At 46.0% G+C, this 22,346-nt stretch carries 21 protein-coding genes and 1 other annotated feature; of the genes, 15 read left to right on the top strand and 6 right to left on the bottom strand.

Features of this window, described 5'->3' with window-relative positions:
- Positions 1 to 21 precede the first annotated feature (21 nt).
- On the bottom strand, positions 22 to 348 hold the full coding sequence (locus ACKA06_RS01725; RefSeq protein WP_411158911.1) for a cyclic-phosphate processing receiver domain-containing protein: 327 nt from the start codon (positions 346 to 348) through the stop codon (positions 22 to 24).
- Positions 349 to 537: 189 nt separating this feature from the next.
- Complete coding sequence (locus tag ACKA06_RS01720; protein ID WP_411158910.1) at positions 538 to 1,473, bottom strand: glycerophosphodiester phosphodiesterase; 936 nt, start codon at positions 1,471 to 1,473, stop codon at positions 538 to 540.
- Between the two features lie 282 nt (positions 1,474 to 1,755).
- On the opposite strand from ACKA06_RS01720, the gene ACKA06_RS01715 reads away from it, so the two are divergent.
- Together ACKA06_RS01715 and ACKA06_RS01710 are read left to right on the top strand one after the other, a co-directional pair.
- A complete protein-coding gene (locus ACKA06_RS01715; protein WP_411158909.1) occupies positions 1,756 to 2,802 on the top strand; it encodes an ATP synthase beta subunit C-terminal domain-containing protein in 1,047 nt (348 codons plus the stop codon).
- Between the two features lie 29 nt (positions 2,803 to 2,831).
- Positions 2,832 to 3,767, top strand: a complete 936-nt coding sequence (locus tag ACKA06_RS01710; RefSeq protein ID WP_411158908.1) for an acetamidase/formamidase family protein — start codon at positions 2,832 to 2,834, stop codon at positions 3,765 to 3,767.
- A 97-nt stretch (positions 3,768 to 3,864) separates the two neighbouring features.
- On the opposite strand, the gene ACKA06_RS01705 is transcribed toward ACKA06_RS01710, so the two are convergent.
- A complete protein-coding gene (locus ACKA06_RS01705) occupies positions 3,865 to 4,467 on the bottom strand; it encodes a YczE/YyaS/YitT family protein (RefSeq protein ID WP_058299067.1) in 603 nt (200 codons plus the stop codon).
- 101 nt (positions 4,468 to 4,568) lie between these two features.
- Between ACKA06_RS01705 and ACKA06_RS01700 the strand changes: the two genes are divergently transcribed.
- Complete coding sequence (locus ACKA06_RS01700; protein ID WP_411158907.1) at positions 4,569 to 6,848, top strand: ATP-dependent DNA helicase; 2,280 nt, start codon at positions 4,569 to 4,571, stop codon at positions 6,846 to 6,848.
- Between the two features lie 80 nt (positions 6,849 to 6,928).
- Positions 6,929 to 8,298, top strand: a protein-coding gene (locus ACKA06_RS01695; protein WP_411158906.1) for an IS3 family transposase whose coding sequence is annotated in 2 segments (ribosomal slippage) — positions 6,929 to 7,340 and positions 7,340 to 8,298 — 1,371 coding nt in all. Because the reading frame shifts where the segments join, the coding sequence is not laid out codon by codon here.
- Positions 8,299 to 8,363: 65 nt separating this feature from the next.
- Here the strand turns inward: ACKA06_RS01695 and ACKA06_RS01690 are convergent.
- On the bottom strand, positions 8,364 to 8,798 hold the full coding sequence (locus tag ACKA06_RS01690; RefSeq protein ID WP_032085513.1) for a ferritin-like domain-containing protein: 435 nt from the start codon (positions 8,796 to 8,798) through the stop codon (positions 8,364 to 8,366).
- Between the two features lie 593 nt (positions 8,799 to 9,391).
- On the opposite strand from ACKA06_RS01690, the gene ACKA06_RS01685 reads away from it, so the two are divergent.
- Positions 9,392 to 9,637: a YkuS family protein gene (locus tag ACKA06_RS01685; RefSeq protein WP_058299065.1), complete on the top strand. Its 246-nt coding sequence runs from the start codon at positions 9,392 to 9,394 to the stop codon at positions 9,635 to 9,637.
- A 55-nt stretch (positions 9,638 to 9,692) separates the two neighbouring features.
- Here the strand turns inward: ACKA06_RS01685 and ACKA06_RS01680 are convergent, their stop codons facing one another.
- Positions 9,693 to 10,655 (bottom strand): S8 family peptidase, encoded by a 963-nt coding sequence (locus ACKA06_RS01680; RefSeq protein ID WP_197670001.1) that lies wholly within the window; start codon positions 10,653 to 10,655, stop codon positions 9,693 to 9,695.
- A gap of 301 nt (positions 10,656 to 10,956) precedes the next feature.
- Here ACKA06_RS01680 and ACKA06_RS01675 point away from each other — a divergent pair, with 301 nt between their 5' ends.
- Positions 10,957 to 11,481: a superoxide dismutase family protein gene (locus ACKA06_RS01675; protein ID WP_058299063.1), complete on the top strand. Its 525-nt coding sequence runs from the start codon at positions 10,957 to 10,959 to the stop codon at positions 11,479 to 11,481.
- Positions 11,482 to 11,522: 41 nt separating this feature from the next.
- On the opposite strand, the gene ACKA06_RS01670 is transcribed toward ACKA06_RS01675, so the two are convergent.
- A complete protein-coding gene (locus ACKA06_RS01670) occupies positions 11,523 to 12,866 on the bottom strand; it encodes a sodium-dependent transporter (RefSeq protein ID WP_032085517.1) in 1,344 nt (447 codons plus the stop codon).
- A gap of 226 nt (positions 12,867 to 13,092) precedes the next feature.
- Positions 13,093 to 13,301, bottom strand: a binding site (T-box leader).
- 190 nt (positions 13,302 to 13,491) lie between these two features.
- On the opposite strand from ACKA06_RS01670, the gene ACKA06_RS01665 reads away from it, so the two are divergent.
- From ACKA06_RS01665 to ACKA06_RS01625, 9 genes are all read left to right on the top strand, one after another.
- Positions 13,492 to 14,607, top strand: coding sequence for an NAD(P)/FAD-dependent oxidoreductase (locus ACKA06_RS01665; RefSeq protein ID WP_411158905.1), 1,116 nt, complete (start codon positions 13,492 to 13,494; stop codon positions 14,605 to 14,607).
- 121 nt (positions 14,608 to 14,728) lie between these two features.
- Positions 14,729 to 16,285, top strand: coding sequence for an ABC-F family ATP-binding cassette domain-containing protein (locus ACKA06_RS01660; RefSeq protein ID WP_411158904.1), 1,557 nt, complete (start codon positions 14,729 to 14,731; stop codon positions 16,283 to 16,285).
- A 578-nt stretch (positions 16,286 to 16,863) separates the two neighbouring features.
- Positions 16,864 to 18,189 carry a phenylacetate--CoA ligase family protein gene (locus tag ACKA06_RS01655; RefSeq protein WP_411158903.1) on the top strand — a complete coding sequence of 442 codons (1,326 nt, stop codon included), beginning with the start codon at positions 16,864 to 16,866 and terminating at the stop codon, positions 18,187 to 18,189.
- A gap of 73 nt (positions 18,190 to 18,262) precedes the next feature.
- Complete coding sequence (gene paaA / locus ACKA06_RS01650) at positions 18,263 to 19,216, top strand: 1,2-phenylacetyl-CoA epoxidase subunit PaaA (protein ID WP_411158902.1); 954 nt, start codon at positions 18,263 to 18,265, stop codon at positions 19,214 to 19,216.
- Positions 19,217 to 19,231: 15 nt separating this feature from the next.
- The gene (gene paaB, locus ACKA06_RS01645) at positions 19,232 to 19,588 is read left to right on the top strand and encodes a 1,2-phenylacetyl-CoA epoxidase subunit PaaB (protein WP_032085522.1); all 357 of its coding nucleotides are present in this window, start codon (positions 19,232 to 19,234) and stop codon (positions 19,586 to 19,588) included.
- A complete protein-coding gene (gene paaC, locus ACKA06_RS01640) occupies positions 19,585 to 20,403 on the top strand; it encodes a 1,2-phenylacetyl-CoA epoxidase subunit PaaC (protein ID WP_411158901.1) in 819 nt (272 codons plus the stop codon). Before paaB ends, paaC begins: the two co-directional genes overlap by 4 nt.
- A gap of 13 nt (positions 20,404 to 20,416) precedes the next feature.
- Positions 20,417 to 20,896 carry a 1,2-phenylacetyl-CoA epoxidase subunit PaaD gene (gene paaD / locus ACKA06_RS01635; protein ID WP_411158900.1) on the top strand — a complete coding sequence of 160 codons (480 nt, stop codon included), beginning with the start codon at positions 20,417 to 20,419 and terminating at the stop codon, positions 20,894 to 20,896.
- Positions 20,897 to 21,258: 362 nt separating this feature from the next.
- Positions 21,259 to 21,567 (top strand): EthD family reductase, encoded by a 309-nt coding sequence (locus ACKA06_RS01630; protein ID WP_032085525.1) that lies wholly within the window; start codon positions 21,259 to 21,261, stop codon positions 21,565 to 21,567.
- Complete coding sequence (locus tag ACKA06_RS01625; RefSeq protein ID WP_411158899.1) at positions 21,560 to 22,336, top strand: enoyl-CoA hydratase/isomerase family protein; 777 nt, start codon at positions 21,560 to 21,562, stop codon at positions 22,334 to 22,336. Before ACKA06_RS01630 ends, ACKA06_RS01625 begins: the two co-directional genes overlap by 8 nt.
- Positions 22,337 to 22,346 lie beyond the last annotated feature (10 nt).

The following is a 22,346-nucleotide window of genomic DNA, read 5'->3' as shown; positions in this document are numbered from 1 at the left end:
GAACAGTTCCTTTATATGAAATTATCTAAGAGGTAACGGCCGTAATTTGACATGAATCGTCCGGGGCATCAAGTTTTCATTCTGAGCCTCTTTCAAATACGTGAACATTTGTTTTCCGGCAACTGAGTTTGCCGAGTGAATCGTGATGGATTCAGCGAACAATTGATACTTCACCATGTAATGCACGAGCATGAGACCATTTCTCGTCTTGCTCTCCAAGTCATGATCCAATGAAAGATGAGAGATGGGAAATCTCTTCAGCAGGTCTATACATTCATCGATGTCTTTTGCCAGAACGTAACCTTGTGGACAGTGTCGGTAATCATCTAAAAACACATTTACTGTCATCGATATTCTACTTTCGTTGATTTGACTTACCTTCACCCTAACAGACTATGGGTGATACTTATATAGGCACAAAGGACTAATGGGTTTTAAAGTTATTGTACAAGTATAATAATCGATTTGTCACGAATATCAAAAATTGTTGTGAAATGTCGAAGGGAAAATAAAGCTTTTTTCCTTGATTACAATTACTTAGTTATCGAGCAGTTTCAAAAGCAGGTCAGGCCTGTCGGTTATGATCCCGTCAGCGCCGGCGTCAATCAGGCGTTTCATTGTCTGGCGGTCATTAACTGTCCAATAATGGACACGCAGGTTTAAGCGGTGAGCTCCGTTGATGAGAACAGGATCTGTAAAATCGATTTTCCCTTTTTGCAGCGGCAGCTGAAACCCTTGTACTTTCGGTTTATAGAGATTCCTCAATAAAAGCTTGTGCAGAATAACAAATTTTTTCACTTCTTGTGTGCCTGCCTGGACGGCAATCCTGCCTTCGGATACAAGAATGAACCGGTCTACGATGCTTTGGTCGAATGAAGCAATTAGTACGTTGTTTTCCATATCATATTCTTTAATCAGCCCATTTAGCTTTTGGATGATCTCATCCACTCTTTCAGGAGGATTATCGTCTTTAATTTCAATATTCATTTTCATTTCGGGGAAACGCTGGAATACTTCTTCAAGGGTCGGGATATAGACGCCTTTACCTCGAAATGAATGTTCTCTTTCTTCATTCTTAAATGTATATCCGGCGTCCAGACGCTGCAGTTCTTCCAGTGTATAGTCTGCAACCAGCCCCTGCCCGTCGGTGGTGGCATCGACAGTTGGGTCATGGATGGTCACCAGATGCCCGTCCTTGGTTATATGTATATCCATTTCAAGTACATCTACCCCAAGCTTTTCAGCGTTCCGGAATGCTTCTATTGTATTACCGGGTGCAAGCAGCTTTCCGCCTTGATGTGCAATCACAAGCGGCTTTCTCTGTTCATTTTGAAAGAAAGGAAGGGTTTGTCCTTTATCTGCCGGCAGGAAATAAGCGATGCAGAAGAATATCCCGATAAAAAGGATAAGCGAAATCCAGTAAAAAGGTTTGGTCCGTATAAAGGGAGAGGGGCTCGATTTAAGATTATTCATAGACAGTCATCCTTTATTGTAGTAGTTCGTGTGAATTCTTCTTCCTTAATATCTATTAACGAAGGGGCCGGGACATGAATGGTTTTTCTTTTAATTTTCCAAAGGGACTTCTGGATCAGTGAGAGAGGAGTCAGCAGTGAACAGGAAAAAGTGGAAAAGGATATTTGTGGCAATAACGTGAACTTAAATTCTTTTGAGAGTAAAAAAATTACTTTAAAGGGAAATTATTATTGTTTTACAGCGTAATATATATTACTCTATAAAGTAAGGAGGCGATTTCAAATGCAAGATCAATTATCATTGAATGTTTCATTGCTTCGCCGCAGAGTGCCGAATTTGACTACAGCTGCGAAAGCGGTGGGTCTTAGACCCGCGACAGTATCAAATCTTTGCACCGGCAAAATATCCGTCGGCCGTGCAGAAGTGAGAACTCTGGTCACGCTGGCCAATCTTGCCAATTGTTCTCTGGATGAATTGATTATACAAGGAGGGAAATTAAGTATGATTGAAACGGGAATCAAAACAGTGGATTTATTTGCTCCAATCGTAAAAGGCGGAATCAACGGTTTTGTTGCGAGGGCACAGGTGGGGCAGCTCGTTGTATTGGCAGAAATCACCCAAAACTTAAAAGAAAAAGGTTTTGAGACCATCCTGTTAACACCAGATAAAGAATTCACAGGGTTAAGCGATCTTGAAGGGTTTATTGACGCAAAAGTGCATTCCATCGAGGATGCATTTGCTGAGGTCTCATTGAGGGATGAGAAGGCGAAGGTCATTCTGCAGGTAGACCGCTCATTTGTGGTTTCCGGTGATCTTTATCAGCTGCGGGAACGGTTTGAAGCGGAGGGTTATCCTGATATCACGACCATCCTGTTCGACCCAAGCGGAACGGCAGTGGATGAAGACGATCCATACGGCCCGCTTGATACGATGTGTTATTTCGATATCGACTTGGCGAGCCGGGGCATCTATCCAGCTATCCATCCTGTCCAGTCCACATCTTTATTGATGGAAGAGGACTCACTGGAGGATCGTCACAGTAAAGTGAATCGCAAAGCGAAAAAACTGCTAAGACGTTATAAAGAAATCAGGGTTCTATTAAACTCTCTTGGTAAAGATAAGATACCTGAAGCGGATCTTGAGCTTTACGCTATCGGAGAAAGACTTGAAGCCTATCTCAGCCAGCCGTTTCATGTTGCAGAAGAATTCACACGTATTAAAGGAGAACGGGTCTCCGTGCAGGACAGTATAATAGATATCGAAAAAATCCTTTCAGGTGATTACAATCATCTCAAACCTGTAGAATTAAAGTTTAGGGGAAGGTTATGATAAATCACTAAAATAGGAGTGGATTTGAAATGAAAATTCATACTATAAAACCAGAGCGATCTACCTTACATGGCTCATTTTCGAAAGAATTTGAACCGGTTATTACCATTGAGTCCGGCGACACACTTCATATTTCAACACTTGAAGCAGCATGGGGATTAGAGCCGCATCGTAAAGATCGTCAGCGTAAACGATTCGAACCCCGAGAAAATCCGATAGACCAAGGGCATGCTATGATTGGTCCTATCTCAATTAATGGTGCTGAACCAGGGATGGCGTTGGAGATACAAATTAACGATATACGCCCTGGGAGCTGGGGGTGGACATCTGCGGGAGGTTTCCCTTCTGAAAATAATAATAGATTAGGACTGGCTGAAGGGGAAGAATACCACCTTAACTGGCAGTTGGATACGGAACAAATGGTTGGTCAAAGCAATAAAGGTCACCAAGTAACTTTGTCGCCATTTATGGGGATTATGGGGATGCCCCCAGATGAATCAGGAATTCACTCTACATCTCCACCTAGATATTGTGGTGGAAATATTGATTGTAAAGAATTAGTTGCAGGGAGTACGCTTTATTTGCCCATTTCAGTTTCAGGTGGTTTATTCTCTGTTGGTGACGGACACGCGGTGCAAGGTGATGGAGAAGTAGCTTCACCAGCATTAGAATGCCCCATGGAGCACGTAAGTTTGACGCTTAGTGTTCGCGATGATGTGAAAATTGATTTCCCCAGAGCCAAAACCCCCACTGGCTGGGTTACGATGGGTTTTCATGAAGACTTGAATGAAGCGACGATGATTGCTCTAGATGGGATGCTCTCATTAATGACGGAGCTGTTAGAAATGGAACGAAAGGAAGCGATGGCTTTAGCAAGCTTAGTTGTCAATCTGCGCATCACACAAACTGTTAATGGTGTTAAAGGGGTGCACGCACTATTGCCGCATGGGGCAATAAGAAAATAATAACCATTTTCTTTTTTATTACCTTAAAAGAGGGACTATTCTTGTGATAAGGATAGCTCTTTTTTTGATTGGTGAGCCTGGATGAAATGCTTTCGAACTAATTACTCCATTTACCGTACATATGTTCCATGATAGGATAGAAGAAATGAATGATGAAACCTAGCGTACAGGCAACGATGACAGTCCCGATGCCGACTGCTCCGTGAAAGACCATGGCGAGCGTGATGGCTATGGCTTCGTTCAGCAGGCGTGCATTACGGAGATTGAGGCCGAAGCGGCGGTGGAGCGCGATCATGAATGTATCCATCGGACTTGAAGGGAGCTTTGCCTGCAGGTAGATGGAAATGCCTAAGCCGAGGATCAATATGCCGGCGAGGACGAATGACAGCTGCTGAGTAAAGCCTGCAGGCTCAACTTGCGATAGACCGGTTTTAATCCAAAAGTCCACCATCATACCTATAAGAAATATGGACAGGGCAGCGGGCCATTCAATTCTTTCCCTTAATAATAGCGCATTGATGACGATGAGAAGGCAGCCATTCAGAAAGATGCATGTCCCGATACTGAGATGAAACAAGTAAGACTCCCCTACGGCCAGTGCATCCCATGGAGCTGCTCCCAGGTTTCCTTTTATGATGAGTGAGACCCCAAAGGAAAGGCATAGGAGTCCGATGCAGTAAAAGGTGAATCTTACTTTCATTCTATTTTCCTCCGTTCGATCGAAAATGTATCTATTATCAACGATATGAGTTGTCCCAATAAGTTAGAAGAATAATTTAACGAAGGCCGTGGTGAGGCGTGGTGGAAAAAGTGAAAGTGTCCGTCAGGGAACTGGTGGAGTTCGTTTATAGAGAAGGAAGCATCGACTTGAAATTTCAGGCCCGTTCTTCAATGACGATTGGGACAAGACTGCATCAGCTTCTGCAGAAAGGGTACAAAGACGGCGATGAGAAGGAAGTATTCCTGAAGGGTGAAATCATGTCAGATGAGCTTTCTTTTATCCTGGAAGGCCGATGTGACGGGATTTTGTACGAGGGAGAAAAAGTTAAGATCGATGAAATAAAATCCACCGCAAAAGACCTTTCGGATATTGACGGGGGTTCCCGTGTCCATTGGGCGCAGGCAGAGTGCTATGCCTATTTGCTGGCCAGGGACAGAAACCTCGAATCCATCGACGTTCAGCTGACCTATATTCAAGTCGATACAGAACAAGTGAAAATCCTTGAAAGGACATATCGTTTCATCGACCTTGAAGATATCGTCCGAAATACGCTCATTGCATTTACACCATTCGCGAAAGTGATGTTGCAGAATAGAAAAAGATTCAGGGAAAGCATCTCTGAGGTTTCTTTCCCTTTCCCTTCTTTCAGAAAAGGGCAGAAGCAGCTCGCCGGGGCGGTTTATAAAACGGTTGGTGAGGAGAAAACACTTTACGCAAATGCACCAACCGGCACCGGGAAGACGATATCCACTCTTTTCCCGACAATCAAAGGGATGAACGGCGATGGGCCGGAAAAATGGTTCTATCTGACGGCAAAAACGATTACCAGGACGGTGGCAGAGGAGGCGCTTTCCCTTCTTGAGGAAAAAGGACTCCGCCAAACCTCCGTGACGATAACGGCCAAAGATAAAATCTGTTTCAAGGAAGAAACCAACTGTCAGAAAGAATACTGTGAATTTGCGAACGGCTATTATGATCGAATCAATGGTGCCCTCCTTGATATACTTGATCAAGAAACAATTATGACGCGCGAGATCATTGAGCGGTATGCAAGGAAACATAAGGTATGTCCTTTTGAATTTTCAATCGACCTATCTTATTTAGTCGACGGGGTGATCTGTGATTACAACTATGTGTTCGACCCGAAAGTATCGTTGAAAAGATTAAGCGATGAAAGCAGGAAGAACTCTGTTCTTTTAATAGATGAATCGCATAATCTCGTAAACAGGGGGAGGGAGATGTTTTCGGCAGCATTGAGCAAGGACTCATTCCTTGACGTGAAAAATCTGTACCAGGAACACGGGGCCCTGAAGAAAAGCATCCAGGCTGTTAATAAACAATTCATTTCACTAAGAAAAGAAATGCAAGGAAAAGGCGAATGGAAAAAAGATATGGATCAGGAGCTTCTGGAGGAAGTAGAAGCTTTTGTGGAGACGGCAGAAAAGTGTTTGGGAGAGGCAGGCAAAGAGTGGTCCCAGAGTTTTCTGCAGTTATACTTTGATTCCCTTCACTATGTGAGGATATCGAGGATATACGGGGGAGAACACCGATTTGTCCTTTATTCGCAAGGGACGGATCTGACTGTGAAGCTCTCCTGCATCGATCCTTCCAGGTTGATATCCGATGTGAAAAAACCATATCACTCCTCCGTCTTCTTTTCAGCCACCCTGCATCCGTTTTCTTATTACTTCCAGCAGCTGGGGGGAAGTGAAGAAGATTACCGATTCCTCATTCCTTCTCCTTTTGAAAAGGACCAGTGGAAAGTGGAAATCGATCCGATATCGACACGGTACAGGGACAGGGAGCGCACACTGCCGAGAATCGTCCAATCGATTGCCGATTGTATACTGTATAACAAAGGTAATTTCCTCGTATTCTTTTCCTCGTATGCCTATATGAGGGAAGTATATGAGGAGTTGAAGAAACTGTCACTTCATGCAGAAATTCGCATTCAGGAATCCAATATGAGTGAAGAAGAGAGGGAAGCATTCCTGCAGTGTTTTCAGTCAGACCTGGAGAAGAGAGTGATCGGACTAGGTGTACTTGGAGGGATTTTTTCTGAAGGCATCGATTTGAAAGGGGATCGATTGAATGGGGTGGTTGTTGTGGGTGTCGGTCTCCCTCAGCCCGGATTGGAACAGGATATGATGAAAGAATTTTACGAGGAAGACGGAAAGAACGGATTTGATTATACGTACGTTTATCCGGGATTAAACAAGGTGTTCCAGTCAGGGGGAAGGCTGATTCGTTCGGAAAAAGACAAAGGGGTTTTGCGGTTGATCGATGACCGTTATTTGACACCGAAGTATAAAGCCCTCCTGCCTGAAGAATGGACACCATTCGAAGTCATAAAAAAATAAGGAAAGACCCGTCAAAAATAAAATGTACCCTATAGAGTAGACACTTGAAAAAGTCTACCTATAGGGTATTTTTTTGTATAATGACAAATAGACAACTAGTAGAAATCGGGGAAAACATCATGAGTAAAAAAACATTCACAGAGAAAGAAATCCAACTATTATCCATTAATCCTTTTGTCAAAGCTGTTAGCTCTAAGGGAATTACCTACACAGATGAATTTAAACGCCTTTTTATCTCTGAGAAGGAGAAAGGCAAGTTCTCTAGACAGATCTTTGAAGAGGCTGGATTTGATACAGATATAATTGGTATGGCACGTATTCATTCCGCTAGTAAGAGGTGGAATGCTGCTTATAAAAGGAACGGAGTTTTGGGGCTCAGTGACACAAGGAAAGGCCATTCTGGGAGACCTAGACAACGGGAGTTATCCCTTGAGGATAAGAATGCTCGACTAGAAGCTCAAATCAACCTGCTTAAAGCGGAAAATGAACTTCTAAAAAAGATTCGATTCGCGGAAAGGGGGCTAAAGAAGTAGTCCTCTCCCCAAGTCAAAAGTTCATTCTCATTCGTTCCGTAATAGAGAAATATAAACTCAAAAAAATGGTGAGATACCTTTGTGGGGTCGCAGGAGTTTCCAGAAGTGCCTACTATAAATACTACTCTCACGAGTCTCAAGAGCGTAGAAAACAACGGGAAGCAAGGGATGAAGAACTGAAAGAAATCATCTTAAAAGCGTTCCGTCATAAGAAGCGCAAGAAAGGGGCGCGTCAAATCAAAATGACTTTGGCGGGTCAATTTAAGATTGTCTTTAACTTGAAAAGAATTCGAAGAATCATGAAGAAATATAACATCGTTTGCCCCTTCCGGAGGGCGAATCCATATAGGCGTCTAATGAAGGCCACCCAGGAACATTCAGTGGTCCCTAACCTACTGGAGCGCCAATTCAATCAGGGTAAACCAGGCAAAGTGCTGTTAACAGACATCACTTACTTGAACTATGGTAAAAGTTCCAGAGCTTATTTATCCATGATATTGGATGGCTCCAGTGGTGAAGCTCTTGCTTACCATGTGTCTGACAGAATGAATATGGAATTAGCCACAGATACCCTCAAAAAACTAAAGAAAAACAGAAGGTTTAAAAAACATAAAGATTCACTCATCCATTCGGATCAAGGGGTTCACTATACCCATCCCCAATTTCAGAAAATGGTTAAAAAACTTGGAATCCGGCAATCAATGTCCCGAAGGGGCAACTGTTGGGATAACGCCCCCATTGAATCATTCTTTGGACACCTAAAAGATGAAACCTCTATTAAATCCTGCCTGACACTAGAGGAAGTACAAAAGGAAATTAAGCAATACATGACTTACTATAATCACTATAGGTATCAATGGAACAGAAAAAAGATGACCCCTGTTCAATACAGAGATCATCTTTTAGTAGCAGCTTAGGCTTTTTTAAAATGTCCTTTACAAAGGGTACACTTTAAAATACGGTCTTTCCTTATTTTTATAATTTAACTGAAAGAAGGATCTTTCAGCAGACGGTCAAATTCTTCAAGGTGATGCGTTTCATCCGCAATCATATCCTCAAGCTTGATGACAAGCTCCGTCAAGCCTAGCTCTTCAGCCTGCTCTTTGCGTTTTTTGTAGCGTTCAATTGTGTCAGCTTCCGCTTTGCGGCCTTCCACAAGCATTTCTTTCACATCATCTGTCTGTTTGACAGGAGCGGGAGTCGTTGTCGGATCTCCGCCTAATGTTTTGATTTTTTCTGCTAAGTATAAAGCGTGTCCCTGTTCATCAGGGATTTCCTCTTCGAAGAAAGGCTTCAATATCTGACGATACAGTCCGCTGACGACTGCAGCATAGTTCGTATATAGAATGACTGCTGCATATTCGTTAGCCAGGTCTTCATTTAATCCATCGATTAATTCTTTTTTCTTTGCATCCATTATGTTACCACCCTTTTGTTAATTGTTTATATAGAGTATTTACCCGGAGAGCCGGCAAGTAAACATATCCAATTGGATTTGAACACTCTTTGTTATTTTGTCTTTGATTAGTGTTTCTAAACATTTTGGTGTAATATCCTGGACCGTTCCTTTTCGCTTCAGGCATTTGCTTTCCGCGGGGAGGAAGTCAAGCCTCCTCGTCGCTGCGCTCCTGCGGGGTCTCGACCTTTCCTCTCTTCCCGCAGGAGTCAAATGCCTTCCGCTCCAATCCACTCCGGGTTTTAAGTTAGTGTTAAGGTACCACCAATCAATTTCCTTCAAAACAAATATAGTTATGATGACCGTTTACTTCTCTGGGAAAATGAATTTGGGAATCAATTATGAGTCATCTCCATCTGTTGATTGGTGTACAAGACGAAGACTCCTGCTGAAAGCGAAGTCTTGTACGGAAATCAACAGCGGTGATAGTACCCCACAAAATCTTCGGAAGTTTGATGAATATCTTTTTGGCGGAAGGAAAATCCTAATGTTAGAAATATGAAAGCGGAGGCGGGGTGCCGCCGGAGCTTGATAAAAAATGGAGGTAGGTTGAGATGGCAAGAAAAATTGGTGTTGAAGAGTCTCTTACAAATGTTGTGGAAGCTTTGCGTGCAAAAGGACATGACGTTGTTGAACTTAAGCAGGAATCAGATGCGCAGGGCTGTGACTGCTGCGTCGTGACTGGATTGGACTCAAACGTGATGGGCATCCAGAATACTGTCACTCAAGGTTCAGTCATTGAAGCAAGCGGGATGAGTGCTGATGAAGTTTGTCAGCAAGTTGAAAGCAGACTTCAATAATTCAAAGTAAAAAACAGGGCCGCAGCGTGCGGTCCTGTTTTGTTGTTTCCGGACATTATCCAATCTGAGCCAAAGGCTGATTCCGTATATGTTCCTTTAAGAGGTCGGGGGCAGTCAAATAAAGCATTCCGTTTCCTTCGAGTGTCTTTGGGAAGTTCAGCGGCACTGTCCGTTTTATGAGCTGTGCATAAAGTTCCGGTTCAGACAGCGGACGCTCAAATGCTGCCTGTTCATATTGTTTGATGAGGGCAAGAGCACCGGAAACATGGGGAGCAGACATGGAAGTTCCGCTTAGCTTGGCATATTTATCACCCGGAATTGTTGATAATATTTTCTCGCCCGGGGCAACCAGATCCACTTCGTTATTAGAATTGGTGAAGTAAGAAGATTTCCGCTGCAGGTCGATCGCTCCGACAGCAATGACTTCATTATAGGAAGCCGGATAGGAGAATTCATCGGTCGAACTGTTTGAATCGCCTTCATTTCCAGCTGCGCAAACGACTGATACGCCGGCCGCAACAGCTTTTTGTATCACTTCATGCAAAGGTTTATAATCCGACGGACCGCCTAGGGACATGGAGATGATATCAGCACCTTGATCGATCGCATATTGGATGCCATTTACGATCCAATCATAGTCCCCGCTCCCACGGCTTCCTGCCAGCACTTTTATGACAAGCAGTTCTGCAAGCGGCGCAACCCCGATGACGCCGTTTCCGTCTTCGTTCGCTGCGATGGTTCCGGCAACATGGGTGCCATGTCCGCTGTAATCCGTCACATTGTTTTCATCTCCGTCATCATCATCCGTGAAATTCCTGACGCCTTTTACTTTTCCTTTAAGGTCAGGGTGATCGACGTCACAACCCGTATCTAGGACCGCAATCGTAATGCCTTTTCCTTTATAACCATTTTTCCACAAGGTTGGAGCTTGGATTAAATCAATGCCTTTGGGAATCTCATTCGTATCAGCCAATTTTTCTTCCATGAAATATGGAATCAACCTGATTTCACCTTGCATATCAATCCCTCCCGAAAATGGTAGTATACATTGAGGTAAAGAATCTGAAGTTTCTGAAAATATAACATTTTTCGGACGAGTTTTCCAGTGTAATTGGTAATAGGAAAATAAAACCATTTACTGGAATTACAGACAGGCTCAAATTATGAAGGCGGAATTTTAAACAAACGTTTGATTAAACCCTGGAAGTGTTGATGAATAAGGGGTAATCAAGTTTAAACAAACGTTTGAATGAATTTGTCATGAACGTCCTTATCTTTTCATAAAGTGGTTATGAAGCACAGAGAAGGAGGCGGTATCAATGAATTATTATCAATACGGCTATCCTGCCTATTCATATTATCCTTACAGGAATATTCCCGAGATGGCCTACGCCATGATTCAGGGAGGCCCTCTTGCTCCGAAGATAAACGGTTATGTCTTCTTCAGGGAAGTACCGAATGGAGTGGAAGTTTTCATAGAGGTGCACGGGCTGCCTCAATATCAGCAAGGCAGCGGGGATAAAAAACCTGTAGGGCCGCATGGCTTTCACCTCCATGAAAAAGGGGTCTGTGAAATCGGAGACAAGTCAGATCCATTTCAATCTGCAGGCGGACATTGGAATCCTGACAAGCAGCCGCACGGAAACCATGCAGGTGATTTCCCGGTCCTGTTCTCCAACGACGGGTACAGTAAGATGTCCTTCTTCACAAACCGGTTCAGAGTGGAAGATGTCATCGGGAAAGGCGTCATCATCCACCAGAATCCGGACGATTACCAGTCACAGCCCTCGGGGGATGCAGGGAAGAGGCTGGCGTGCGGCGTGATCATGAAATATGGGATGTGAAAAAGCGGACCTTCATCAATGAGGTCCGCTTTTTCTTTGTTTTATATAATTCCAAGTACATCAAGCATGACGGCAATGATCAGAATCGGGGCGACGAAACGGATCAGGAAATACCACGTCTCGAACAACCCTCTCTTCAACGAACTGCCGCGCTTCAGTTCTTCATACAGCGCTGTCTTCTTCATCTTAAGCGGGATGAAGATGGCGATGAGCAGGGAACCGATCGGCAGGAGTACGTTGCTCACTGTAAAGTCAGCCAGATCGAAAATCGTCTTCCCGAAAATGATGACATCCGCAAGTACACCGTATGATAAGGCAGAAGGAATACCGAAGACGAAAATCGCCAAACCGACGATCCATGACCATTTTTTCCTCTGTGCAGGTTCCCCTTTGGAAATGGCCGAAACGATGATCTCAAGCATCGAGAAAGCAGATGTCAGGGCTGCAAACAAAAAGAGTACCAGAAAAGCGATAAAGAAAAGCATTCCGAACGGCAATTGATTAAAGATGGTCGGCAGTACGTTGAATAACAGGACAGGTCCAGCACCCGGTTCCAGCCCGAATGCGAATACAGCCGGGAAGACGGCCAGGCCGGCAAGCAGGACGATGAAAAGGTTCATCGCAACAATCGACCCCGCTGAACGCGGCAGGCTTTGATCTTTCGGCAGGTAAGAACTGTAGGTGACCATCACCGATACCCCGACGCTCAGTGTAAAGAATGACTGCCCCATTGCTTCAAGGATCGTCTGGGACGTCACTTTGGAAAAATCGGGCTGGAGAAGGAACGTAATCCCTTCCATCGCTCCATCAAGCGTAACGGCACGGATCACGAGAATGATGAACAGGACGAAGAGTGCCGGCATCATGATTTTGCTTGCCCGTTCGATTCCATCCTGTACCCCTTTTGCAACGACTAAAATCGTCATAAGGATAAAGATGAATTGTACCAATATGCTCAATCCCGGATTAGAAATCGTGGCGCCGAAAAGCTCTCCATACTGTTCTGAGCTAAGACCGTTCATCTCTCCAGTGACAGCTTTGAACAAATAGGCAACGATCCATCCCCCGATGACGCTGTAGAAAGATAAAAGGATGAAAGATGTAACCATCCCTAGAATCCCTACCCAGTGCCACTTCGTACCCGGGGCTATTTTTTTGTAAGAATCAACCGCATTGCTCTGGGCAGTCCTTCCTATGGAGAACTCCGCAAGCAGTAGTGGAAGGCCGAGAAGTAAGGTAAAAAGTATAAAGATCAGGAAAAAAGCTCCGCCTCCATTTTGACCTGCTGTGTAAGGGAATTTCCAGATGGCCCCGAGGCCGATTGCCGACCCTGCAGCGGCAAGGATGAATCCAAGTTTTGATGACCATTGTTCACGTTGACTCATATACAATCTCCTTTCTGTTCGATTTGATTAAATTAATAAGAAATCAACCTTGCATTTGAGAATTGGCCAGCTCCAGCGCCTAGCCCCTCGAGACGTTTCGGTCCGCCCACTGACGTCAAAGAACGACTTCAATGTTCGGCCCTCCAACGCTTGTCGGGGCTGAACAAGGCGCTTCCGCTTTTCGTAGTGTTCCGCATAAAGACATAAAAAAATCGCCCCTACGTATCGTAGGGACGATTGAATATCGCGGTACCACCCTAGTTATGAGAAAATATTCTCATCACTTCAGTAAAATAACGGCTGTGCCGTCTTTTGATCTCGTCAAAAGAAGCTCCAGAATCGAAATTCGCTACCCATCTTTGTACCGGTTTCCACCAACCACCGGCTCTCTGTCACAGGGAAATGATCACTACTAGTTTCCTTCAAAGCTTGTTCAATATTAGGTTATTCAAGTTTTATCATGAAACGAAACAACTTGTCAATAAATTTCGAAAATACAAATTTTGTATGTGCTTCATGGAAAGGATTACATCCCTCACCTGCGCGTGATTGTATCGGGCTTCTTTCTCTTGTACAATAGCTAACAGAATCCAAATGAAAAATATGATCGGAAAAGGTGTTTTTAATGGAAAAAATCATTGTCATCGGAGCAGGCATCCTTGGCGCTTCCACAGCCTATCATCTCGGTAAAAGAGGAGCAAGGGTCACGCTTGTGGACAGGAATGAAAAGGGACAGGCTACGGATGCAGCCGCAGGAATCGTCTGCCCGTGGCTGTCGCAGAGGCGGAATAAAATATGGTACCGGCTTGCAAGTTCCGGGGCGGGATACTATCCAGGGCTGATCCGGGAGCTCGAGGAAATGGGCGAGACGGAAACAGGTTACAAGCGGGTGGGGGCGCTCAGTCTTCACACAGACGAGAGAAAGCTTGACAAGATGATCGAACGCGCGTTGAAACGCAGGGAGGGTGCGCCTGAAATTGGCGATATTATCAAGCTGAACCCTTTCGAAACACAAAAACGCTTCCCATTGTTGTCGGAAGAATTCTCCTCTGTTTTTGTCAGCGGTGCTGCGAGAGTGGACGGCAGGGCGCTTCGTCATGCATTGGTCCGTGCTGCAGAAAAGAGGGGTGTGACTATTCTTAATGGAAATGCGTCTCTTTTAACAGAACAAAACCGGGCTGTCGGTGTGAAGATCGGTGAAGAAACGATAAAAGCTGATAAAATCATCGTGACTGCAGGAGTATGGGCTAAGCAGCTGTTCGCAGAAGCGGGGATTGATTTCCTCGTTTCCGCGCAAAAAGCACAGATCCTCCATTTGAAAGCTAAAGAAGAAGAAAGCGGCTTTTGGCCGGTCGTCATGCCGCCGGGCAGCCAATATCTCCTCGGGTTCCCCGAAGGCAAAGTGGTGGCGGGGGCGACCCACGAAGATGAAGTGGGTCTTGACCTTAGCGTGACAGCGGGAGGGGTGCATGAAGTCCTTCATAAAGCGATTGAAGCCGCCCCTCATACCGCCGATTGTGCCATTGTTGAAACAAGGGTCGGATTCCGTCCGTTCACTCCGGGCTTCCTGCCGGTATTCGGTGCCGTACCAGGACTCGTAGGAGTATTTACAGCGAACGGACTAGGTGCATCCGGGCTGACTTCCGGACCATTCCTGGGCTCGGAGCTCGCCAAACTCGTCATGGGGGAGGAAACGGAACTCGATCCAGCCGATTATCCGGTGGAGGGTGCCATTGGATAGCGGCAACATTCCATCCTGAGTCACGATTTTCCTCTATCTTCTAAACGGCCGGGCCTTTATAATAGAGGGAGTGTCTAATTTTAAAAAAACAATAGTTTATATAGAAAAGGTGTAGTCATATATGAGTTTATTATCTGTAAAGAATTTAACCCACGGTTTCGGTGACCGTGCGATTTTCAATGATGTATCGTTCCGCCTGTTAAAAGGGGAGCACATCGGATTGATCGGTGCGAACGGCGAGGGTAAATCGACCTTCATGAATATCATTACGGGCAAGCTTGAGCCGGACGAAGGAAAAGTCGAATGGGCAAAGCGTATCCGCATCGGCTATCTCGATCAGCATGCCCAGCTCAAACAGGGGATGACGATCCGTGATGTATTGAAAACGGCATTTCAGTATCTGTTTGATATGGAAACAGAAATGAATGAACTGTTCGGGAAGATGGGGGATGCCTCCCCTGAAGAGCTGGAAGAACTGCTTGAAGAGACCGGCACGCTTCAGGATGCATTGACGAATAATGATTTCTACATCATCGACGCAAAGGTGGAAGAAATCGGCCGCGGGCTGGGTCTTGATGATATCGGTTTGGACAAAGACGTCCACGACTTGAGCGGAGGGCAAAGAACAAAGGTCCTGCTTGCAAAGCTCTTACTTGAAAAACCGGACATCCTGCTACTGGATGAGCCGACCAACTATCTTGATGAACAGCATATCGAGTGGCTGAAGAGATATCTTCAGGAGTATGAAAATGCGTTTATCTTGATCTCGCATGATATCCCGTTTCTGAACAGCGTCATCAATTTGATCTACCATATGGAAAACCAAGAACTGAACCGCTATGCAGGGGATTACCATGAATTCAAGAAAGTCCATGAAATGAAGAAGCAGCAGCTTGAAGCCGCTTATAAAAAGCAGCAGCAGGAAATGAAGGATCTGAAGGATTTCGTGGCACGTAATAAAGCCCGTGTATCAACACGGAATATGGCGATGTCCCGTCAGAAAAAGCTTGATAAGATGGACGTCATTGAACTTGCGGCCGAAAAGCCGAAGCCTGAGTTCAATTTCAAGATGGCGAGAACGGCCGGCCGTGTCATTTTCGAAACGAAGGATCTTGTCATCGGTTACGACACGCCGCTTTCCAAGCCGCTCAATTTGAAAATGGAGCGCGGACAGAAGATTGCATTATCCGGTGCAAACGGAATCGGTAAGACGACGCTGTTAAGAAGCATTTTAGGGGAAATCCGTCCGATCTCCGGATCAGTCGAGCTTGGGGACTACCTGCATATCGGCTACTTCGAGCAGGAAATCAAGACCCAGAACTACAACACCTGCATTGAAGAAGTGTGGAATGAGTTCCCGTCCTTCAATCAGGCTGAAGTACGTGCGGCCCTTGCAAAATGCGGCCTGACAACCAAGCATATCGAAAGTAAGGTCGAAGTGCTGAGCGGAGGGGAAAAAGCGAAGGTGCGCCTCTGCAAACTGATGAATAAAGAAAGCAACGTGCTTGTTTTTGACGAACCTACAAACCACCTTGATGTCGAAGCGAAAGAAGAGCTGAAGCGCGCGTTGAAGGAATACAAAGGCAGCGTCCTCTTGATCAGCCACGAACCCGAATTTTATAACGATGTCGCGACTGAAGTATGGAACTGCGAATCCTGGACGACGAAATTGTTTTAATAAGAGATGAAGAATGCTCCCTTTTGAAAGGGGGCATTTTTTTGATATACCTCGCATCTGCTTAGTTTAGTGGAAATTCGACAATTCGAGCATAAAAACAAGATTCAGAGCATATTTCTTCCGTATTCGAGCATATCAATAAAATTTCAAGCATAAAAGCAAAGTTATCGCGCATATCATTTGCCAGTGATGCCGTGTACGTGTCGAATCTTGTAGAAAAATCTACAGCTCGCACATATATCCCGGGTTTCGCACATATATGAAAAATTCCGCACATATATACGTGAACCTTTTCAATCTCTGTGCACGAACTGTATCATGCACCTGCCTATAACCCCAGGGTTCCCTACATGAATGACAATCTCCATATACCAATACACACAAATACTTACAACTTGCTAATAAATCCTCTTTCCTATGTAAATCCAACACTTTTTCCATGTTTTAATTTTCTGAAAATATATTGACATTTTCCAGTAAAGACGTTATCTTTTGAGTAGTTGAATATAACACTTATTTTAATAAACGAATTAATAACGTTATATGATTATAGTTTTACATAAGGGGAGGCATGGATATTGATTCTGCATGAGATTGAAACGGCCGGTCGAGATCAGATGGAAAGCCTGCAGCTGGAGCGTCTCCGCAAGACTGCCAGCCTGGTTTATCATTCCGTACCTTTTTACAGGGACCATTTTGAAGCAAGGGACATCCACCCGGATGATATCCGGTCTTTAGAGGACTTAAAAATGTTACCGCTTACAACAAAGAAGGACCTGCGTGATCACTATCCTTTCGGGATGTTCGCGGTGGGACAGGAAGAGCTGGTGAGGGTGCATGCTTCTTCCGGGACGAGCGGGAAGCCGACGGTGGTCGGTTATACGCAGAAGGATATCGACATGTGGGGGAATATCGTCGCACGGGCGATTGCGATGGCAGGTGGCAGACCCGGCAGCGTGCTCCACAATGCTTATGGATATGGATTGTTCACAGGGGGCCTCGGACTTCATTACGGAAGTGAGAAACTCGGGATGATCACCGTGCCGGTTTCGGGCGGGAATATGGATAGGCAGATTACATTGATCGAGGATTTCAAGCCGACCGTCATATGCGGTACCCCTTCTTATGTGCTGAACCTGGCCGAGACGATTGAATCGCAGGGGAAAGATCCGGCAGGGCTTTCACTACAAGTCGGAATCTTCGGGGCTGAACCCTGGTCCGATAAGATGAGGGAGACACTTGAAGGAATCCTTGACATAAAAGCCTGTGATATTTACGGGCTGAGTGAGGTCATCGGTCCCGGAGTCGCCATGGAGTGTCCCGAAGCGCAGGACGGCCTTCATATTGCAGAGGATCATTTCCTGGTTGAAGTCATCAACCCGGATACCCTTGAACCAGTTGCTGACGGAGAAGCAGGGGAACTCGTATTCACAAGCTTGACCAAGGAAGCATTCCCGATCATCCGCTACCGGACAGGGGACATTGCGTCCATCCAGCGCGGGTCTTGCGCATGCGGAAGGACGACTGTCAAGATGTCCAGGGTGAAGGGGCGCGTCGATGACATGCTCATCATCAGGGGCGTGAATGTCTTTCCTTCTGAGATGGAGCATCACCTTTTTGAGCTGAAGGAACTTGCACCCCATTATCAGCTTCACCTGAAGAAAAAGGGAGCTCTCGATACAGTAGAGCTTCATGTGGAAGTCAGCCCGGAATATTATGCGGGGCTTTCAGGAAATATCGGACATGAAAAAGTCGGTGAACTGATTACAAAAGTAAAACGTGTGATGAAGAACGGATGCCTTGTGTCCATGGATATAAGAGTGAGGGCGCCGAAGGAAATACCGAGGTCTGAAGGAAAGGCGATCCGGATCGTGGATCTGCGGGAAGAAGCGGTTCTTCCTTAAAAAAATTTGCTCTATAAATCTATTACATTCTTAAAGGTAATCGTGAAAACAGTGTAATAAAGGAGGCAGTGCAATGAGTCTACAGATAACTGAAGAAGAACACATGGCCCGCTTTATGAAAAAAATCGAAAATGATGAAAAAATCGAGGCGGATGACTGGATGCCCGATGAATACCGCAATGCGCTGATCAAGTTGATTTCAATGCACGGGATCAGTGAGATCATGGGGGCCCTCCCCGAGAAGGAGTGGGTGCCGAAAGCACCGTCCCTCCGAAGGAAGCTCGGCATCATGGCCAAGGTCCAGGATGAGATGGGGCACGGCCAGCTTCTCCTCCGTGTGGCTGAGGATTTGATGAAGCCTTACGGAAAAACCAGGGAACACATCATGAGGGATTTATTTTCAGGAGATTTGAAGTTTCATAATGTCTTCCATATGGAAGCACCGACGTGGGGCGATGCGGGACTGATCGGATGGCTCGTCGACGGCGCCGCAATCATCTCGCAGACCAATATGCTCGGCGCATCTTACGGTCCCTATGCCCGTGCATTGAAGCGCATATGCGCGGAAGAAGTGTTTCACGCGCAGCATGGCGAAGCGATCATCATGGCGCTTGCAGAAGGGACGGATGAACAGAAAGCCCTCGTACAGGATGCGGTCGACCGCTGGTGGGAGGCACTGCTGATGTTCTTCGGACCTGCCGATGCAAAAACGACCGGATCATCCAAACAGGATATCACCATTAAATATAAGATCAGGACGAAAACAAACGAACAGCTCCGACAGGATTTCTTCACGAAATATGTACCGCGGATGCTGTCATTGGGCCTTACGCTTCCTGACGAAACGATGTATTACGACGAAGAGCAGGAGCTGTGGATTTATAAGCAGCCTGACTGGAGCCGTTTTAAAGAAATCATCCGCAATAACGGGCCGAAATCGAAGGAACGTCTTCGCCTGCGGGAGTTATCCTATGACAACAACGCCTGGGTCAGGGAAGCACTGAGCCCAAGCGGGAGAGTCGGTTAGAAAGGAATGAGGCAGATGTCTGACAAGGGGCAGAATTTTTACCAGGAGTTTGAAGTGTTCAGCAAACGTACAGACGGGGCGCAGATGCAGCATCAATTCAGTCTGCTTGCCCCCAATCATGAACTGGCGATGGTCATGGCGCAGGAGAATTTCATGAGAAGGGAGCCGGTGGCGGACATTTGGGTCGTCAAACGCTCAGACCTCAGAAAGATGACGCCTGAAGAAAGGGAAAGTGTAAAGCGCCTGGATAATAAGGATTACCGGAATGCAAAAGGATACGGCTACCTTAAGAAGAAGTGGCGGCAATATGAACAGGAGATGCTTGATGAGAAAGAGATCATGTCCTGGGGAGAGTTGGTGAAGAAAAAATGATCGTAAAAAGTCCGGATGACATCCCGAATAAAGAATACAAAGAAGCGCTGCTGAGCCTGCTCTATCAGCTTGCGGATGACGATTTCATCCTTGCGTACCGCGGATCTGAATGGCTGGGGCTCGCCCCTCATATCGAGGAGGATGTCGCATTCTCTTCCATCAATCAAGATACGATGGGTCACGCGACGATGTATTATCAGCTGCTTGAAGAGCTTGGTGAAGGGAGCCAGGATTCACTGGCCCATGCCCGTCCGTCAAACCAAAGGAAAAATGCCATTCTTTTAGAGGAAGTGAACGGACCGGGTGACTATTTGACGGAACCACGCTACGACTGGGCATTTACCGTGGTCAGGCATTATTTTTACAGCGTGGCTAAAAAGGTTCGGATCGATTCATTGAAAAACTCTTCATATGAACCATTGGCTGATCTCGCCATTAAGATCAATACGGAATTATACTATCATCTCCTTCACTGGAAAACGTGGTTCCTGCAGCTGGTGAACGCCGGCGGGGAAGCAGGTGTGAGAATGAAGGAAGCAATGGGAAGGGTGCTTGATGAGTTTCAGGGAGTCCTGACACTTGGACCACAAGGCAAAGAAATGTCCGTTATGGGATTGATTGAAGGAGAAGAAAATCTCAAAAAGCGTTGGGAGCTCGCCCTTCAGCCCGTCTTCCAATCTGCGAATCTCGCATTTCCGCCGAAAACCGGCATGAAAAAAGGAGACGGCCGCCAAGGAGAGCATACATCAGACCTGGATCAGGCATTATCCACTCTCAGTGAAGTGTATAACTCAGACCCGGCAGCAATCTGGTAAAGGATGATCAGAAATGACAGAAACGATTTGGAATGTCCTTCACACGGTGAAGGATCCGGAAATCGATTCAATAAGTATCGTAGATTTAGGAATGGTGAATAGAATTATAGAGGGCGATGGGCCGGTGACCATCGAACTGCTTCCTACATTCATGGGCTGCCCGGCACTCGACATCATTAAATCCAATGTGGAGGAAGCCTTCAGGGACCAGTTGGGAAATACGGGAGTCGAAGTGAAGTTCGTCTATTCCCCGCCCTGGACCTCGAGCCGGCTGACCGAAAAAGGACGTGAAAGCCTGAAGGAATTCGGCATTGCACCGCCGCCGAAGGACTTCACGGGAGAAGAAGACTGGCACATTCACTGCCCGTACTGTGATTCACCCTACACATCCATGGAAAACCTCTTCGGGCCCACCGCCTGCAGAAGCATCCTCTACTGCAAACAATGCAAAAACCCGTTCGAGGCAATGAAGCCCATATCGACCATGATGTGATCAGAAAAGCGGAGGCGGAGTGATCGACCCGACAAGCATAAGCTAAATGGGGCAGGAAGTTCGCCTCTTGGACCATTTTGCTTAAGACCTCTCAGGTCTAACCGGCAGAACTGGACATATGAAAAACGGAAGGGATCACTTGGTCAGTTCTAAAGAGGATTGGTTAATCTTCAATATTAACCGAATCCAGCGGTTGATTGGAGTGGAAGACGAAGACTCCTGCGGGAAAAGTAGCTAATGTGAGACCCCGCAGGAGCGCATGCGACGAGGAGGCTTACGAGCTACCCGCGGAAAGCGAAGTCTTCCACGGAAATCAAAAGCGGTATAAAAACAAATTTTTAAATAATAAGGAGAGATTAACAATGGTAAAACTAATCGCATTATACAAACACCCTGAAAACAAGGAACAATTCGACGAGCACTACTTCAATACCCATGCCCCGATCACATCAAAAATCCCTGGTCTTAAAGAAATGAAGGTTACGAGAATCACAGGTTCCCCAATGGGCGGGGAAGGCAAGTACTACCTCATGTGCGAGATGTACTATGAAAGCCATGAAGCACTTAAAGCAGGCCTTAAATCCGACGAAGGAAAAGCTTCCGGAAAAGACCTGATGGGCTTCGCTGCCGAACTGGTCACGCTCATGATCGGTGAAGAAGTGGATGAGTAAGCACGAATACATTGCAGTCAGCGAAAGGGACGGGCTCGGATTCATCGAGCTTAACCGTCCCAAGGTGCTGAACGCTATCAATCGCCCCATGGTTTCGGAAATCGTTGAAGCTTTTGAGGAGTTTGACCGCAATGACAATGTGAAAGTGATCATCCTGTCCGGAAAGGGGAGGGCATTCGCCGCAGGAGCCGACATTGATGAAATGTCGGAAGACGGCGCCATCGACCTTGAACTTCTCAACCAGTTTACGGAATGGGACCGCCTCGCGTGGATCAAAAAGCCGATCATCGGCGCTGTCCAAGGCTTCGCTCTCGGCGGCGGATTTGAACTCGCGCTTTGCTGTGACATGTTGTTTGCCGCTGAAGACGCCAGTTTCGGTTTCCCCGAAGTGAATCTCGGTGTGATGCCGGGCGCTGGAGGGACCCAGCGCCTGACAAAGCTCATCGGTAAATCAAGGGCGATGGAATGGCTCCTCTCAGGCGACCGCTTCACGGCTGCGCAGGCACTCGAATGGGGTGTCATCAACCGTGCAATCGCTCCGGAACTATTAATGGAAGAAACAGAGAAGTTCGCGAAGAAACTGGCCTCCAAGCCGTCGCTTTCCATACGGTTGATAAAAGAATCCGTACATAAAGCGGTTGATTATTCCCTTTACGAAGGAATGCAGTATGAACGGAAGAATTTCTATCTTCTTTTTGCCTCCGAGGATCAGAAAGAAGGCATGAAAGCGTTCGTGGAAAAACGCAAACCACATTTCAAAGGAAAGTAAGGAGGCTGCA

This window comes from Rossellomorea oryzaecorticis, from assembly GCF_045897515.1.
GTDB classification, from domain to species: Bacteria; Bacillota; Bacilli; order Bacillales; family Bacillaceae_B; genus Rossellomorea; species Rossellomorea enclensis.
The sequence above is the reverse complement of the archived record's forward strand: the minus strand, read 5'-3'. Positions and strand labels throughout refer to the sequence as shown.

Bases quoted from the DNA above. Each gene is read 5' to 3' on its own strand.
- paaA (WP_411158902.1), top strand. From the start codon at position 18,263: ATGAGTCTACAGATAACTGAAGAAGAACACATGGCCCGCTTTATGAAA.
- ACKA06_RS01625 (WP_411158899.1), top strand. From the start codon at position 21,560: ATGAGTAAGCACGAATACATTGCAGTCAGCGAAAGGGACGGGCTCGGA.
- ACKA06_RS01670 (WP_032085517.1), bottom strand. From the start codon at position 12,866: ATGAGTCAACGTGAACAATGGTCATCAAAACTTGGATTCATCCTTGCC.
- ACKA06_RS01685 (WP_058299065.1), top strand. From the start codon at position 9,392: ATGGCAAGAAAAATTGGTGTTGAAGAGTCTCTTACAAATGTTGTGGAA.
- ACKA06_RS01705 (WP_058299067.1), bottom strand. From the start codon at position 4,467: ATGAAAGTAAGATTCACCTTTTACTGCATCGGACTCCTATGCCTTTCC.
- ACKA06_RS01665 (WP_411158905.1), top strand. From the start codon at position 13,492: ATGGAAAAAATCATTGTCATCGGAGCAGGCATCCTTGGCGCTTCCACA.
- ACKA06_RS01630 (WP_032085525.1), top strand. From the start codon at position 21,259: ATGGTAAAACTAATCGCATTATACAAACACCCTGAAAACAAGGAACAA.
- paaC (WP_411158901.1), top strand. From the start codon at position 19,585: ATGATCGTAAAAAGTCCGGATGACATCCCGAATAAAGAATACAAAGAA.
- ACKA06_RS01725 (WP_411158911.1), bottom strand. From the start codon at position 348: ATGACAGTAAATGTGTTTTTAGATGATTACCGACACTGTCCACAAGGT.
- paaB (WP_032085522.1), top strand. From the start codon at position 19,232: ATGTCTGACAAGGGGCAGAATTTTTACCAGGAGTTTGAAGTGTTCAGC.
- ACKA06_RS01675 (WP_058299063.1), top strand. From the start codon at position 10,957: ATGAATTATTATCAATACGGCTATCCTGCCTATTCATATTATCCTTAC.
- paaD (WP_411158900.1), top strand. From the start codon at position 20,417: ATGACAGAAACGATTTGGAATGTCCTTCACACGGTGAAGGATCCGGAA.
- ACKA06_RS01660 (WP_411158904.1), top strand. From the start codon at position 14,729: ATGAGTTTATTATCTGTAAAGAATTTAACCCACGGTTTCGGTGACCGT.
- ACKA06_RS01680 (WP_197670001.1), bottom strand. From the start codon at position 10,655: ATGCAAGGTGAAATCAGGTTGATTCCATATTTCATGGAAGAAAAATTG.
- ACKA06_RS01690 (WP_032085513.1), bottom strand. From the start codon at position 8,798: ATGGATGCAAAGAAAAAAGAATTAATCGATGGATTAAATGAAGACCTG.
- ACKA06_RS01720 (WP_411158910.1), bottom strand. From the start codon at position 1,473: ATGAATAATCTTAAATCGAGCCCCTCTCCCTTTATACGGACCAAACCT.
- ACKA06_RS01715 (WP_411158909.1), top strand. From the start codon at position 1,756: ATGCAAGATCAATTATCATTGAATGTTTCATTGCTTCGCCGCAGAGTG.
- ACKA06_RS01710 (WP_411158908.1), top strand. From the start codon at position 2,832: ATGAAAATTCATACTATAAAACCAGAGCGATCTACCTTACATGGCTCA.